The sequence below is a fragment of the Serratia sp. TSA_7 genome (assembly GCF_052692135.1).
Map to the genome: position 1 here is coordinate 15,209 of NZ_JBQZFU010000016.1, position 14,599 is coordinate 29,807.

At 49.0% G+C, this 14,599-nt stretch carries 15 protein-coding genes; 6 read left to right on the forward strand and 9 right to left on the reverse strand.

Translation table 11 applies throughout. The annotated features are described in order from the left end of the window. Positions 1–20 precede the first annotated feature (20 nt). Both ACUTQW_RS24765 and ACUTQW_RS24770 read right to left on the reverse strand, forming a co-directional pair. Entirely contained in the window at positions 21–566 is a 546-nt protein-coding gene (locus ACUTQW_RS24765) for a fimbrial protein (protein WP_020439965.1), read from the reverse strand. A gap of 86 nt (positions 567–652) precedes the next feature. Then, positions 653–1,216: a fimbrial protein gene (locus ACUTQW_RS24770; protein ID WP_020439966.1), complete on the reverse strand. Its 564-nt coding sequence runs from the start codon at positions 1,214–1,216 to the stop codon at positions 653–655. A 418-nt stretch (positions 1,217–1,634) separates the two neighbouring features. Here ACUTQW_RS24770 and ACUTQW_RS24775 point away from each other — a divergent pair, with 418 nt between their 5' ends. Next, the gene (locus ACUTQW_RS24775; RefSeq protein ID WP_020439967.1) at positions 1,635–2,402 is read left to right on the forward strand and encodes a winged helix-turn-helix domain-containing protein; all 768 of its coding nucleotides are present in this window, start codon (positions 1,635–1,637) and stop codon (positions 2,400–2,402) included. A gap of 182 nt (positions 2,403–2,584) precedes the next feature. Here ACUTQW_RS24775 and ACUTQW_RS24780 read toward each other — a convergent pair whose 3' ends face one another. The 3 genes from ACUTQW_RS24780 to ACUTQW_RS24790 all read right to left on the reverse strand — a co-directional run bounded on the left by ACUTQW_RS24780 (position 2,585) and on the right by ACUTQW_RS24790 (position 4,058). Continuing rightward, positions 2,585–3,082 (reverse strand): hypothetical protein, encoded by a 498-nt coding sequence (locus tag ACUTQW_RS24780; RefSeq protein ID WP_020439968.1) that lies wholly within the window; start codon positions 3,080–3,082, stop codon positions 2,585–2,587. After that, the gene (locus ACUTQW_RS24785) at positions 3,060–3,830 is read right to left on the reverse strand and encodes a winged helix-turn-helix domain-containing protein (protein ID WP_020439969.1); all 771 of its coding nucleotides are present in this window, start codon (positions 3,828–3,830) and stop codon (positions 3,060–3,062) included. The genes ACUTQW_RS24780 and ACUTQW_RS24785 overlap by 23 nt, the downstream gene beginning before the upstream one ends. A gap of 63 nt (positions 3,831–3,893) precedes the next feature. Beyond that, positions 3,894–4,058, reverse strand: coding sequence for a hypothetical protein (locus ACUTQW_RS24790; RefSeq protein ID WP_155728963.1), 165 nt, complete (start codon positions 4,056–4,058; stop codon positions 3,894–3,896). 898 nt (positions 4,059–4,956) lie between these two features. Between ACUTQW_RS24790 and ACUTQW_RS24795 the strand changes: the two genes are divergently transcribed. Together ACUTQW_RS24795 and ACUTQW_RS24800 are read left to right on the forward strand one after the other, a co-directional pair. After that, the gene (locus tag ACUTQW_RS24795) at positions 4,957–6,492 is read left to right on the forward strand and encodes a filamentous hemagglutinin N-terminal domain-containing protein (RefSeq protein ID WP_006328725.1); all 1,536 of its coding nucleotides are present in this window, start codon (positions 4,957–4,959) and stop codon (positions 6,490–6,492) included. Continuing rightward, on the forward strand, positions 6,471–8,198 hold the full coding sequence (locus tag ACUTQW_RS24800; protein ID WP_445655001.1) for a ShlB/FhaC/HecB family hemolysin secretion/activation protein: 1,728 nt from the start codon (positions 6,471–6,473) through the stop codon (positions 8,196–8,198). Before ACUTQW_RS24795 ends, ACUTQW_RS24800 begins: the two co-directional genes overlap by 22 nt. 77 nt (positions 8,199–8,275) lie before the next feature. On the opposite strand, the gene ACUTQW_RS24805 is transcribed toward ACUTQW_RS24800, so the two are convergent. Together ACUTQW_RS24805 and ACUTQW_RS24810 are read right to left on the reverse strand one after the other, a co-directional pair. Then, positions 8,276–8,848, reverse strand: coding sequence for a DinB family protein (locus ACUTQW_RS24805; RefSeq protein ID WP_235196012.1), 573 nt, complete (start codon positions 8,846–8,848; stop codon positions 8,276–8,278). 119 nt (positions 8,849–8,967) lie between these two features. Beyond that, a complete protein-coding gene (locus ACUTQW_RS24810) occupies positions 8,968–9,741 on the reverse strand; it encodes a helix-turn-helix transcriptional regulator (protein WP_235196013.1) in 774 nt (257 codons plus the stop codon). Positions 9,742–9,814: 73 nt separating this feature from the next. Here ACUTQW_RS24810 and ACUTQW_RS24815 point away from each other — a divergent pair, with 73 nt between their 5' ends. From ACUTQW_RS24815 to ACUTQW_RS24825, 3 genes are all read left to right on the forward strand, one after another. Continuing rightward, entirely contained in the window at positions 9,815–10,462 is a 648-nt protein-coding gene (locus ACUTQW_RS24815) for a hypothetical protein (protein ID WP_208904493.1), read from the forward strand. A 161-nt stretch (positions 10,463–10,623) separates the two neighbouring features. Further along, the gene (locus ACUTQW_RS24820; RefSeq protein ID WP_202292003.1) at positions 10,624–11,118 is read left to right on the forward strand and encodes a molybdopterin-dependent oxidoreductase; all 495 of its coding nucleotides are present in this window, start codon (positions 10,624–10,626) and stop codon (positions 11,116–11,118) included. Further along, positions 11,115–12,899: an ATP-binding response regulator gene (locus tag ACUTQW_RS24825; protein WP_202292001.1), complete on the forward strand. Its 1,785-nt coding sequence runs from the start codon at positions 11,115–11,117 to the stop codon at positions 12,897–12,899. The genes ACUTQW_RS24820 and ACUTQW_RS24825 overlap by 4 nt, the downstream gene beginning before the upstream one ends. Here the strand turns inward: ACUTQW_RS24825 and ACUTQW_RS24830 are convergent. Both ACUTQW_RS24830 and ACUTQW_RS24835 read right to left on the reverse strand, forming a co-directional pair. Then, entirely contained in the window at positions 12,889–13,740 is an 852-nt protein-coding gene (locus ACUTQW_RS24830; protein ID WP_235196014.1) for a helix-turn-helix domain-containing protein, read from the reverse strand. The two genes, ACUTQW_RS24825 and ACUTQW_RS24830, sit on opposite strands and share 11 nt — an antisense overlap. Before the next feature lie 474 nt (positions 13,741–14,214). Beyond that, on the reverse strand, positions 14,215–14,599 hold a 385-nt coding region (locus ACUTQW_RS24835; RefSeq protein WP_445655002.1), incomplete at its 5' end, for an autotransporter outer membrane beta-barrel domain-containing protein.

The following is a 14,599-nucleotide window of genomic DNA, read 5'->3' on the forward strand; positions in this document are numbered from 1 at the left end:
TTTAATAATTTTTATCCGTGTCAGTAATAATCCAGTTTGAAGCGTACAGCAGAGGAATAAGCTCCAACCCGTAATGACTGGCTATTGCTTACCAGCCGCATGGCATAATTCAGCTGCATGACCCCTAATGAAATATCCCCGAGCGGCAGAGGTTTCCCTGGCGTGGCAATATTCCCCTGCCCATCGGCAATTTGCAGGGCAATACCCTTTGCGTCACCCCGCACGCCAAATAATTCACCGTCCGTTTCACCATCAAAGGTCACCTGAAAATGTTTCCAGTCCGGTAATTTATTATTGGGCCGGGTTAATACGCAGTTGATTAACTCAATGGAGAAAGGTTTGGTTACTCCCTGCCCATCCCGAATAATATCGGCGACCGGAACCGTCTCCATATCAATAATCTGTTCCCTACTGCCGGCGGCAATGGCGCAGGCTGTATCAATAATGGCCCCTTGCATATTGACTCGTCCCCAGCCTTGAGTCTGCTGTGTAGCCTCAGCACTGCTGACAAATAACAACAAGGTCAATAGGCAAGGTGCCGTTACTTTCCCAGAAAAATGATTCATTGAATATTCCCTATTCAAAAACGTGTCTTCCGGTAATAAAGCATGCGGGCAGCCCGCATGCTTTATTCATTGCACTACAACCGGGCTTACTGGTAAGCCAGGGTGAAGTCAGCCACGGACTGGAATTCACCAGGGATGACTGCAGCACTAGAGGCTTTACTGCCCTGCAGATAAGCGGCGAAGCTCAGGGTGTTGTTGCCATTTTGCAGAGTCTGAGCCTTGGTTGCTTGACCCAGTTTGATAACCTCACCAGAACCATCGGTAATTGCAATGCTAGCGCCTTTGGCAACACCGGTAATACCCAGCAAGTTTGGATCGAATGAAGACGCTGCGCCGCTAAAGGTAATGGAAACAGCGTTATTTTTACCAGCAACCGGCGTACCCGACCCAGGGTTCAAATCGCAGTTTTCCAGTTTAATCTGGAAGTTTTTAGGCGTGGATTTGCCGCCGTCTTTCAGCGCCACGTTAGATACCTGGCCCAGGTTAACGGTCTGGTCTACGGTTTCTGGAGTAATAGAGCAAGGTGCGTCGATAATTGCGCCCTTAAAGGTTACGGTACCGCGACCCTGGTTTTTAATATCAGCCTGCGCCATCATGGAAGTTGCGCCCAAAGCCAGTACTGCTGCCAACATAAATTTATTCAGTTTCATAGAAAGCCCTTACATTCCTTTATAAGAAGAGGATATCGATAGTCAATTTTAAAAAGTGTTGGAGATAGTAGATAAAACCGATGATGACTAGGCTTTATCCTATCAACTCTATTTTCGGCCAGCTCAGCGCCAGCCACTACAATGTACCTAACCCACCACCAATTTGGAATATTATAGTGTGAATATACAAAAGTACGGAATATAATAAATAAAATATACAACAATATACATTTAAATTCTAAAAATGACTGTATTGTTATTGCTATAGACAAGAACATAAATATTTATAGAGAGAGTTTTAATTAATACGTGACAAAAAAGCAGATTAATCCTACATCCAACCCAGTGGAGTTATTGAAAAAAAGAATCGGGAATAGCAGAATCAGTCCTCTCAAGGAAAAGACGAGGCTTTACTAAAATGATTTTCGTTATAAACAAGAACATTAAATACAATGAATATGAAGGAACACTGGAAAACATTGACGATCCAGGTAACACAATCTTGCTGGTCAAGCCTGCATGTAGGCTTTTGTCTATCTTCGTGAGAAATAATGATATGCTCATTAAACGTAAACAGCTGCTTGATGAGGTATGGGAGGATTATGGACTTAAGGCAACAGACAGTAACCTGAACAACTATATATCTGGTTTGAGAAGGTCATTAGCAAAGTTTGATGAGGAAGAACTTATAATCACCTACCCGCGGCAGGGGTTTAAATTCACCGCAAAAAAGATAGTCAGGCAGGAAGCCAATGCAATACTGTCAGAACCAGACATCATGATTGAGCTCGAACAAAAAGAGGACATTAGGCCTGATGGCCATAAAGAAGAGCAAAAACGCACTAATTTATGGTTAAAAAAAACTACGTTACAGAAAATGGCTGTCATTACAGTTATATTGCTGCTACCGTTTTTTTTAAGCATGGCCTACAAACAGATTCCAGTCAGTAACATTACCAATCTGGGCCACTACAAGAATTGTGATATCTACTCAATCAAGTACAATGGCATGCAGCAAAAAGAGATTGAGAATATGATTTCCAACCGTTACAGTTGCGAGGATAAAGCTAATGTTTACTACTACTTCAATATCAAGGAAAAGAGTGTGTCTTCCCATGCTTCATTGATAGCCTACTGCCCATTAGATATCGCCACCTCATGCGAGATTAGCTATATAAAAGGTTAGAAAACCACGTTTAACTGCATCTAAGCATCGGTGAGCACTTTAAAAAGAATAAAATATTCTTGCTGTTTTGTATGAAAAAATTTCTTATTCCAGGTAAACGTTCAGGATGGGACAATGTCCCTTTAGCTTAAACCCATAATAGCATCATGATTTATTGTTCAATGCTATTATGGGCAACGGTATTAATTTTCGGTGGCTGTGCAAACGAACGCAGGTGCGCGATTTCCAGTGAAAACAAATTTTTTTTCACCAAGCGCCTCAACCTTAAGGAAAAAATACCGACTGTTGACGATTGGGAGAGTTTTGCTCACCACGTCTTCAACAATGTTATCCGCAGGCATCTTTTTAATGTCTTTAACACGAAAATAGTAATAACCGTGCTGATAGGTGTAATCGGCCTCGATCATCCGTGATAGCGTATAGCCTTGCTGCGCACTGGTAGCCTGACCATTAACGATAAACGTCACCTCACGAAAGCCGGAAGGGACCAGGTTAACCAGTATAACGCTTTCTTTTTTCTCTCCATCATAGGTTCTGATAACCTTCACCACGGCTTTACATGCGGGCACAGAATGTAAAGAAAAAAATAAAAATGATATTCCAAAAATTATCAGCACAGATAAGAAAGAAAGTGCCAGAAAAATATATTTCTTATCGTTATTTTTTATCGACAATTTCATGAACATTCTCGCATTGGGCTTCAACTCCCCTTACACTTGACGTGGGGCAGTAAGACAGAAAAGATACAGCATTATTCATGCCTGTACGGCTGACCAGCATTTCGCTATTAAAATAATAAATGGTTGCCGGGATAGCACAGTTAAATTTTAACTTTTCGATCAGGGGCTTTACTTTTTCCAGTTCATCATCAGCATGTTTGACGTAATGAGCAGCAGTCAAAACCTCTACCTTACAGTTTTCGACCCGGCCAATTTCACTCATCTTTGCAGAGTTATATTTATTAAACAAAGGATAAGCTGCAATCATCACAATCGCTGCAGCCATTAACGCCAGCGCAATGAGGCGAGCAGGATGCCACTTTCTTTCCACCACAGCAGCAAGCAAGTCACTGCTGACTGAGCCCTGTAGGGTTTCACCATCAACAGTATTAACCTCTTCAGCAGAAAACATAAACCCTTGCCGAGGCACAGTGACAATAATATCACTCTCACCAAATGAGTTGAATATCTTCCTGATCATTGAGATGTAGTTATTCAGGTTGCTGTGGGTAGAAGACTTGCCATATTCATCCCACGCGCTCGATAAAATGAATTCCCGTGTCAGCAGCAAATTATTATTCTTAACCAACAAAGATAACACCCTGCAAAGAGTGGCAGTGAGCATAACGGGTTCGATAGTATCATCCAGTAACTCTATCGTAGATTTGTCTTCATGAAAGATAATTCTTTTATTAATTAAAAATTTCATTTATCCACTTATATTCCATAAAAAGAGCGGCAAATAAATAAAAATACTGCTCCAGCCTCACCATCAAAAAAATAAACTAGGAAAATTCTTATATAACAATACTACAACAAAAGAATAAAGGCTGTCCAAGGATATTGATGCCGCTACGTGGCTCTGCATAACCGCTTCTAAAATCATCTGGTGATGAACCAGCATTACACCATGAATTAAAAAGGCTTTATCGTTCATACGGCTCTTTTAAGAGCAGCAAGCTGGTCATTGATAGCTAAGGTAAGGTGTTACTTATGTTATTTTCTGTGAGTGAACGTTACATTTGCGCTTCCACATTGTTGCAGGCCCCGCCTGATTTCCACGTTAGTGCCGTGCTTCGAGAGAACGGTTCGCGCTGCCTGCCGGTATGGGGTGCCATGCTGTCGCGTTCATCATCACCAGCCGCACATCAGGCCATCGATGCTTCTCTGCTTTCTACGATAAATGGGACATGTTCTCCACCTCGATCAGTTCCTGTCTGATCGCCGTTATAAAAGAAGAAACTTTTCGTTGATCTAACTTCCGTAAGCAAAACATTTTTCAGTACAAAATGTACGTAACCGCGTTACCCTGTGAACAATACCCTTATAAATAGCACGAACTCTTATTATCAAAACATCTTGCAGGCCAAATATTCATATGTTTCTGTCACTAACAGCATCACTTTCTCCACAACCGAATAGTGACAAAAAAATGACACCTAAAATTTGAAGCAACCTGGCACACAGAGAATCGCACATTCCTATTAAAAAACATCACCTTACTCTGGATGTTTTTAGCGGCAACCAAACAAACAACATAGATAGATAGCTATTTTATACACAAGGTGAAATAAAATTATAATTACTTGATTTCCTATATAGAGCAAACAAAACAAATACCAAAAAAAAACGTCAACCCAGAACAATATTTCAATTATGATAGAATGGCAGCCATAAGATTTCATCAGATAATCCTGCATGGTATTTTACTTCCCCTGGGCTCAGTAATTCATTTGCGCTGCTTAATTTTATCTTAGGCGTACAGGCGCACAGCTGAAACCAGGTCAATTACCTAATCAGTATTAAAAAGCCTTTATATCTATGGAGTGATAAAAATGGAATTCCCAAGGAAAATATCCTGCCTTTCGGCAATGATAATGTTCTGCCTCAGTGGCGGAGCCGCTTTTGCAGACACCACTATTCAGCCAGTCAACGGCAACGTTAACGTCACTGCCAATAATGTGCCGGTAGTGAATATCAATCAGCCAGGTCAGGATGGCGTATCGCATAACCAATACAGCCAGTTTGACGTGGGTAGCCAGGGCGCGGTATTGAACAATGCGCAAGGCAGCGCGCAAAGCCAACTGGCCGGCGCCATCAATGCCAACCCCAACCTGAGCGCAGGCGCCGCAAAGGTGATTCTTAACGAAATCAACTCTAGCGACAGAACGCTGCTGAATGGGATGATTGAAGTCGCAGGCCAAAAGGCGGACGTTATCGTTGCCAACCGTTCCGGCATTACCTGTAACGGTTGCGGATTTATCAATACCGGGACCGGCGTGCTGACAACCGGCGAACTGCAGTTCAAAGACAAACAGTTCACCGGCTATAATGTCACAGGTGGTACGGTAGCGTTTGAAGGAAAAGGGTTGCAAAAAGGTGACGTTGATTACACGGCCGTGATCGCCCGTGCAGAAAATATCAATGCCGCAGTGCGAGCCAAAACCCTGCTGGTGCTGGCCGGCAAGAAAAACGTCAAGGCAGATTTGACCGGTTATACCAACCTGGAAAGCAAAGATCGGGCGCCAGAGGTTTTGGTCGATGTTTCCCAACTCGGTGGCATGTATGCAGGAAAAATCACCTTAATCGCCGATGAAAAGGGCGTTGGCGTCAATAGCAATAACAATGGCAATAACAACGTCGGCAACAACACTGGCAATAACAACGGTAATAACAACGTCGGCGGCAATAACAGCACTGCCAAAAGCCCAATTAGCCTGAAAAACCAGGGTGAATTGGTGACTGATGGCGGTGACTTGATGCTTTCAACCACCTCTATCGTAAACAAGGGTACACTACTCTCTGGTGCCAATTCATTTATTCAAACCACATCTCTGGAGAATACGGGTGAGATAAAAGCCAACGACTCCGCTCATTTTAGAACAACTCAGCTTAAAAATGATAATGTCATAAGTGCAGAAAATAACATTACCATTAGTACAACTTCGATCGAAAACAGTCGCAACGGCCAAGTTATTGCACGTAATGGTGGAATCGCTTTAAAAAACACCGCTTTCTCTAATAGTGGTAAAATCCAGGCCCGCCATGAAATTACTAACTCGGGTACATCCTTCACCAATAGCGGCACGCTGATATCCAGCCAGGGAGATATTACCAGCTCAGGCACGTCTTTCTCCAACACGGGGAGTCTGGTAGCCAGTAAAGGCGCCATTTCCAGTTCAGGCACATCTTTCTATAACACCGGGAATATCCAAGCCGACAAGAATATCAACTGGAAGGGCACCTCTTTTTATAACCAAGGCAAGATAACATCAACCCAAGGTTCTGTGTTCAACAATGGCAGAGATATCAATAAGCCTGTTGTTGCCTCCCCGCCACAGCAATACCCATGGTGGTACCCACGCTGGTAATATTATTCCTCCGCCGCTCGGCGGAGGTTTTTCCCCCGACGCAAAAAATCAATATGAAAAAAAATATCCCATTGCTGCTGAGCCTCCTGCTTACAGGGGTTGCCCATGCCGGTAATCTGTTATCCACATTGGAACAACAGAGTGTCAGCCAGGAAAATAAAGAGCGGAATATCCAGAATAAACTGCAGACTGGCGCCCCCACAGTCTTCACCCAGCCGAACAACACGCGTCAAGAGGTTCTCCTCTACCCGCAGGAAACCCCCTGCCTGAAGATCCGCACAGTGCAAATTGAAAGTGGTGGAATACGCCCAACTCCCGCCATTAAACAATTGGCCGGTAGCGCGGAACACCAATGCCTGGGTGCAACAGGAATAAGCAACCTGCAAAATGCCATACAAAATCAGCTCATTGGCGAAGGGTTTATCACCTCGCGCGCGGCGTTGACCACCTATCATGCCAAAGAAGAAGCTATCACCCTTTCTCTCAGTTATGGCCGCGTCGGCACCCTCAGGCTGAGTGACGACAGCAGCGGGCATTTCAATCTGGCCAGCGCTTTTCCGCTTAAAGCCGGCGACATACTCAATATCCGCAACGTTGAACAAGGGTTGGAAAACATCAATACCCTCCCCGGTATCCAGTCCGATATCCGCATTATGCCCAGCCAAACGCCGGGAGAAAGTAAAATTGAAGTGCTGCGCAGACAAGAGCAATACTGGCAGTTAGCATCCTGGGTTGATGATTCCGGCACCAAAGCCACTGGCCGTTATCAGGGCGGCGCTGCGCTTTTCCTCTATAACCTGACATCGCTTAACGATACCCTCTACGCATCACGCTCACAGAATATTGAGAGATCTGACACCCGCGGCAATAGTTCACACGCAATATCCTACTTCCTTCCCTATGGGTTCTGGTCATTAGACCTGTTTGCAGGTAAGAGCAAATACCATCAGGGTATTCCCGGCTATGCGGTTGACTACCAATATAAAGGCAAAGCAGAAAGCCTCAGCCTGCAAATTGGCCGAACGGTATCACGCGGTGCCCGGTACAAAACCACGCTCAATACGCAATTATTGGCACGGGATTATCATTATTTTATTAATGACACGGAAATAGACCTTCAGCGTAAACGCTTAACCACTATAAAAATTGGCGCCAAACACCTGCACTACATCGATGATGCAAGGGTTTCGCTATCACTGGATCTTTTTAAAAATATGCGCTGGTTCCAGGCCGATCATCTCGATGGCGCCAATAACTTAAGCAGCCACATTATTAAAGCCGAAGCCAGCGTATTTAATCCCTTCATGCTATCCAATTTTTCCATGGACTATAGGAGTGGAGTAACGCTGCAACTCGCCAACTATGATTTGCCTATACAGGACAAGTTAGGCATTGGGAGCCGCAATACCGTGAGGGGATTTGATGGCGAGCTTAACTTGTTCGGCAATAAAGGCATCTACTGGCAAAATACGATGACCTGGAACCTAAGTTCAGTTCCCGCACAGCCCTATGTTGGTATCGATTATGGCTATGTTATGCAGAGCGAGAACGCTGTTGGGCATAAGCTTGCGGGCGGTATCGCAGGCGTAAGAATTGAAAAATGGAATACCAGCCTCGATACCTTTATCGGCACTCCGCTCTATAAACCCCACGGCTTCGCTACCAGTTCAATGAATATAGGTTTTTCACTGGTATGGCGATATTAAGGATAGAGATAAGGTCAGGCGCTTCAACACCCTGACCTTTTTATATCTATTCAGAGATGTCAAAAACCGGGGCCGGCTTAACGGGCCTGGTTGAAATGGTCCCTGATAAACACCGGCAGGTCGTTTGACGGCGGCGTAAAGGGCACCTGGTACATCATGTCGCCGACAAAGCCCCGGTGATAGGTAGCGTGATTCACCAGGTGCAACACAATATCCTCCTGCGTCATCACGCCTTCACCGCCACCGACAAACTCGAAATGAACGGCTTTCGTCAGATCCTCGTTTGACCAGCTATCCACCAGATCGATATACCAACGGTCCATTTCCTGCACCGCCTGCCACAAATCCTCTAACGCCGGCGTATGCTCGGTATTGCGCGCGGTATAGCCGTGCTTTTTCCCTTGCAGATGGTGCCTGAAAATATCGTCTACCACGTAGGTATGGTTCAACGTATGCACCATATTGCCAAACCGCGTCGGGCGCTGTTTCAGGGCTTCGCCCTCCGGCAAGGATCTGACGTTGCTGAACGTCAATGCATCCGCCCAGGCTTTGTAACGCACCAGCATTTTCAATGTGTTGAGGGCCGAGGCCGTCGGCGCTGTCTGAACGGCAGTTTCACTGAGAAGCGAGTTATTCGTAACCACTGACATGCTGTGAACTCCTGATTTCAACATTTAACGTTTTTTAAAAGCGTTGATTACCCTGCGCCAGTCACCTGATTGTGCATCAAAAAAACCAGGTTGCATCGGCACCTGGCTTTTTTATTTTGTCACTGCAATCCCATACCCTTTTTCACCGAGCTCGGGGGCACGCCATATTTGGCGGAAAATGCCCGCGAAAACGCCTCCACGCTACCAAACCCAACCTGATAGGCCACCTGCTTGACGCTTCGCCCCGACATCAGCGCTTTTCTGCCCAGCGTTAAACGCCATGCCGTAAGATAGGCACCCGGCGTTTCCCCCACAACCGTGCCGAATCGCTCGATAAAATGGCTGCGCGACATACCGGCGATCTGCGCCAACCTTTCAACCGACCATTTGCAGGCCGGCTCGTCATGCATGGCGACCAAACTGCGGTGCAGGGCGGGATGGGCCAGCCCGGCCAGCATGCCGGCTTTCACCGCACCGGCGGCAATAGCGCGCCTGATGACCAGCACAATGATGACTTCGCACAACCGGTCCTGCACCGACACCGTTCCACAACGGGGGGATTGCGCTTCGCCAATAAACAAATCGGCCACGCCCTGCAGCGCCGGCGTATCCGCCAGCAAGAAATCCATTCTGTCGGGCAAGGTGCCGACCAGCGGGTTCAGCTCGCCGGAAAAGTCGACGCCGGCGCTGACGATGACCGCAAACTCACCTTCCGGCGGCGGCCCACCGGCGACGTTAAAACGGATATGCGACGCCCCTTCTCCCACCTCACGAGCAGCGACGTAGAGGTTGGCAGAGTCTGTCGGGCCGGAAAGCACCCTGGCTTTCAGATCAAATGCCCGGAGAAAGGCGGCCAGCCGGTCATGCTTGTGCATATTTGTACTATTCATCATGAAGTTTGGACATTATCCGTCAGAAAGTACGCTAGTTTGCAGGTAACCGTCAAAACCTCATGGAGCCCCCCACATGCACATCGCGTTACTGCATACCTTTGAAACCAATATTGCGCTATTTACTCAGGCCGCGTCCCGGCTCGGCTTGCCCGCAGATTCACTGGTGCACGCCGTTCGTGCCGATCTGCGTGCCGCCGCGGAAGCGGGAGCGCCAGACCTGGAACAACAGGTCTGCGCCGCACTTGAAACACTCGGCCAAGCTGCCGATGTGGTGGTGCTGACCTGTTCCACGCTCTCCGGCGCCGCCAGAGCGCTCGCCGCAACCTCGCCAGTCCCGATACTCAGAGCGGACTATGTGCTGGCGCAAAGGGCGTTGCAGGCAAGTGATTCGATAGTGGCCCTGTGCGCCACCGAAGCCTCGGCGCTGTATACGCAACGGTTGTTTGAAGAAGCAGGCAAGCGCGCCGCCCAAAGGGTTGAAGCCCGGGTTGTCCCGGACTGTGGCTTGCAGTTGCAACGCGGTAATACCCAAGCGGCCCTGCGGCTTACCGCACTGGCTGCGGAACAGGCCAGCCAACAAGGGGCCACCGACGTGGTGCTGATGCATCCGTGGATGGAGGGAGCCTTGGCCACTATGGCAACCGACCGGGTTCCCCTGTCCAGCGCCCCGGTTAGCCTGTCGGCCGCATTGAATATTCTCCAGGCCACCTCTGCCGACTAAACCCGGCCCCCGTTCCTCTATCAGACCGGGGTCATGCCCCGGCCTGCTTAATTTCACTTCATTTACCCTTCTCTCCGGCACAACCCCGTATTTTCTGCCATGATTTTGCCTGTTAAATTAGCAGGCCTTATGCAGACTTCCGTTACTTCTGGAGAGCACCGATGCTGTTCACTTTTTTTAAAAACGCCGCGTGGGCATTTTTTGCGCTGGTCATCGTTCAATCCAGCGCGCTAAGTTTCACTCTGGAAGTGACAGGCAATATCGAAAACACCACCGATCCGGCAAAAAAAAGTTATCTGTTTACCGATAAGCAACTGTTGACGATGCCGGTGCACAGCATCACCACCTCAACCTCCTGGACGCCGCAAAGAAAGTTCGAAGGGGTGGCCGTGGCGGATATTTTGGCGCGCGTGGGGGCCAAAGGCAGTACGCTGACGTTTCATGCGCTGAACGATTATTACATCGACGTGCCGCTGTCCGACGTCGAGAATTACCATATAATTTTGGCCTATAAGATGGACGGCGAAATGCTGAAGATCAGAAACTTCGGACCGCTGTTTTTGGTTTATCCAAGGGATGCCGCAGGGCCTGAGTTAAATTCCCCGCTCTACAACTCGCGCTTTATCTGGCAAGTGGACAGGATTGTAATTAAATGAAGCTTAAAGGATTTAAAAGCGGCAGCAGGTTGGCGATCCCAGCAATTTTTGCCGCGCTTTTTTTGGTTGCCTCCACGGTAACGCTGTATTACTACAGCGCCACCCTGTCAAAGAAAGGGCTGTATGCCATTGCCGGCACGCAGGAAAATTACTCCTGGTCGATCGCCAAATTCTCCATCAAGCTGGCCGAATTCGAAACTCTGGTCGAACAACAGAAAAACGCGCCGCGGGTGAATAGCGAAGATCTCAGACTTAAATTTGAAATCCTATACTCACGCTTTTACGTGCTGGAAACGGTATCCGAATCCACGCAGCCGCTGTATGCCGAACCGGGTTACCCTGAAGTGGTCACCCAAATGCGTCGGCAAATGGATCGGATCGATACTTTGCTGAATAGCCCGACGATTGATTTCACCCGCATTTCTCAGGCCATGAAACAAATCAAGCCTTACTCGATTGAGATGGCCAACCTGACCGATCACGCCGAAGTGAAGCAGCGTACCGCCGCCTATGAAGACTATATCGAAAAGCGGCACATCATTTTTTATGGTCTGGTGATCGTGATGTTCTCGGTGATCGCCCTGATTGCCATCACCCTGATTGTGTTGCGCCAGCAGCGTCTGACCATCCGGCAACAGGCCAAAGCGATTGAGGCGGAGAAAGCCACGCGCACCAAAAATGCCTTTCTCGGGGCCATCGGCCACGAGTTGCGTACCTCGTTGCAAAGCATCATGTCCGCCATTGACGTGTTGGTGAATACTAAAGTGTCGGCCGAACATGCGGATACCTTCCAGCGGCTGGAAACCGCCGCGCAGCAGGTTGAGAGCCAGATGAAGGACCTGACCGATTATGCCCATCTGGACAGCGGCATGATGGAATTGCGCATAGTGCCGTTCGACGCCCAACGGTTAATCGATGAAACGGCGAATGAAATCACCACGCTGAGCCAGAAAGATCGGGTCACGCTGTTGTGCGAGGTTGAGTGCGGCCACCAGCAAATACATTCCGATCCGTTGCGTATCAGGCAGATCATCGTCAACCTGCTGACCAACGCCTACAAATACACCGAAAGCGGCACCATCACGCTGCACAGTTGCCTGCGGCGGCAGCCTACCGGCAGCGCGTTGATTATCGAGGTCACCGACACCGGTATCGGCATCGAAAAAGAGATGCTCGACCAGATATTCAGGCCCTTTACCCAACTTGATCAGTCGCACACCCGGCAGTATGGCGGCGTCGGCATGGGGTTGGCGATTGTGCACGGGCTGGTGACGCTGCTCAACGGCACCATTACCGTCTACAGCGAAATCAAAAAAGGCAGCACCTTTATCGTCAGCATCCCTGTCGAGATCGGCGATGAAGAAGAACCAGGTGCAATACCGGCGCAGCACCACGGCCTGGTGCAGAAGCAGCAGCATATTCTGGTGGTGGATGACAATAAGTCGGTGAGCGACGCCTTTGCGGCGCTGTTGGACAAACTGGGTTACCGGCACGAGCTGTGCAACTCGCCTGAACGGGCGCTGCAAAAGCTGTTTCGGCGCCCTTACGACGCGCTGCTGCTGGACCTGCAAATGCCCGGCATCGATGGCGCCGCGCTGGCCAAACAGCTGCGCAGCCGCCGCGGCCCCAACCGCCAGGTGCCGATTATCGGCATCAGCGCCTACACCCCGGAACAACTGTCTGCCGAACAGCGGGCGCTGTTCGATAACTATTTAATGAAGCCGGTGCGGTTAGACGCGCTGTCCACCGCGTTGGCTTCGCTGTTCACCGCTAAAGATTAAAGCACCGCAACAAAGCGGCTTCGATGACGTGAAGCCGCACCGGTTTTTCATAGGGGCCGAGCACGTCATAGTCACGCATCGCTTTAGCGATTTCCGACTCGCGCAGATCGGTGCCCAACTGGCCGGTTAGTACCAACACCGGCGCATCCGGGTTGTCGGAGCTCCGGATGGCTTCAATGCATTTATCCGCCGTTTCCTCGCCGATCAACCAGTCGACCACATAACCGTCGAACAGGCTTTGTTGCAGCGCCTGGCAAAAACTGCTGACGTCGTAGAAAGCCACCGCCGTGAAGCCGCAGCCATCGAGGTATTTCGCCAACTCATCCGCCGCCTGGTGCGAATCATCCAGCACCGCAATGCTCAAACGCTCATCATCGGTATGGCTCGGGCGGATCTCGATCAATTCAACCCAGAAGCGTTTGCCCAACGGCGCATCGTCCGCCCGATAAATCTGCCATTGTTGGTCCGGCTTCAGCGCCACGAACTCCGCCTGTCGCCCTGCCGGCAGCTCATCGCCGATATGACCGACACAGGGAATTTCCGCACCTGCCACAAAAAAGATGGCATCCTGCGCCATAGTTTGCGCCGCTGCCTCCTGTTCCGCGCCCATGTCCGCGATAGCCGCCGGTGTTTCCCCCAATGCAGCGGCCACGCTGTTGATCTGTTCCAGCGTCCAGGGGCTTTGCCCTTTCAGTTTTCGATGCGCATGCGAAAAACTCAGATCCAGAATGCGGCTAAGCTCTTTTGCATGCTGCCGCTTGCCAATGCCGTAATGCAACAACAGTTCCCTGACCCGGTTTGCAATCGACAACGAATCGAATTTGTGGTGATTGTTATCCATTTTTCCCTTCGATTTTTATGCTTATTTATTAGTTGTTTTAATTATGAATTATGAAGAAGTACGCTCAAAACATTGCATACCATGCAATCTTAATTTAAAAACGTTGCTTGACATACCATGTTCTATGGTCAAACATGGTATCAAAAGACACATACAGCAATACACTATAAAAAATAATACTAGAACCACTTTTGATAATAACCATAATAACACCAGGGAAAATTAGTTCCGATTGCCGCTGCTGAAGGATGTATGCATTCACTCAGCCTGTAAGCAAACCGGGATTTGAGCCGTAGCGCTAATCTGTTTTACCCACTTTTGAGCCGGGATCCGCAAGGGTCCCGGTTTTTTATTGCCGTTTTTGCGCCAAACTGCGCGATGCATCATACGGACAGCTTCCCTTGTCGTCACTGTTACTCGGCCCAATAAAAACGGGGCCAGCAAGCTGGCCCCGTATCTTTCAGGCGAAGATCGTTAAAAACGCCAGGTAAAACCGGCGTTGACGCTGTTGTCCTGGTGGTTTTGCGACAGCAGGCCACCGTAACCCAGCGACAGCGTGGCGTTTTTGTTCACCGCCACTTCCGCGCTGGCCTTCAGCACCGCGCCGTCACGCGATGCCGACACGCTGTTCACCACGAACGGCGAGCTGCCGCCGTTGAAGCGCAACCCGGTGCCGCGATCCAGATCGCCGTACTGATGCTGCCAGCCCAGTTCGCTGCGCAGCGCTACCGACGTCGTTTTGCTCGCCTGCCACTCGGTATCGGCCCGCAGCCCCAGCGTCGAGACGGTGGCGTCGGTGTGCTGCTTGTCGCCATGCAGCGCCGCCGCGCCGCCGTCTTCAGAGATGCCGTTGTTCTGG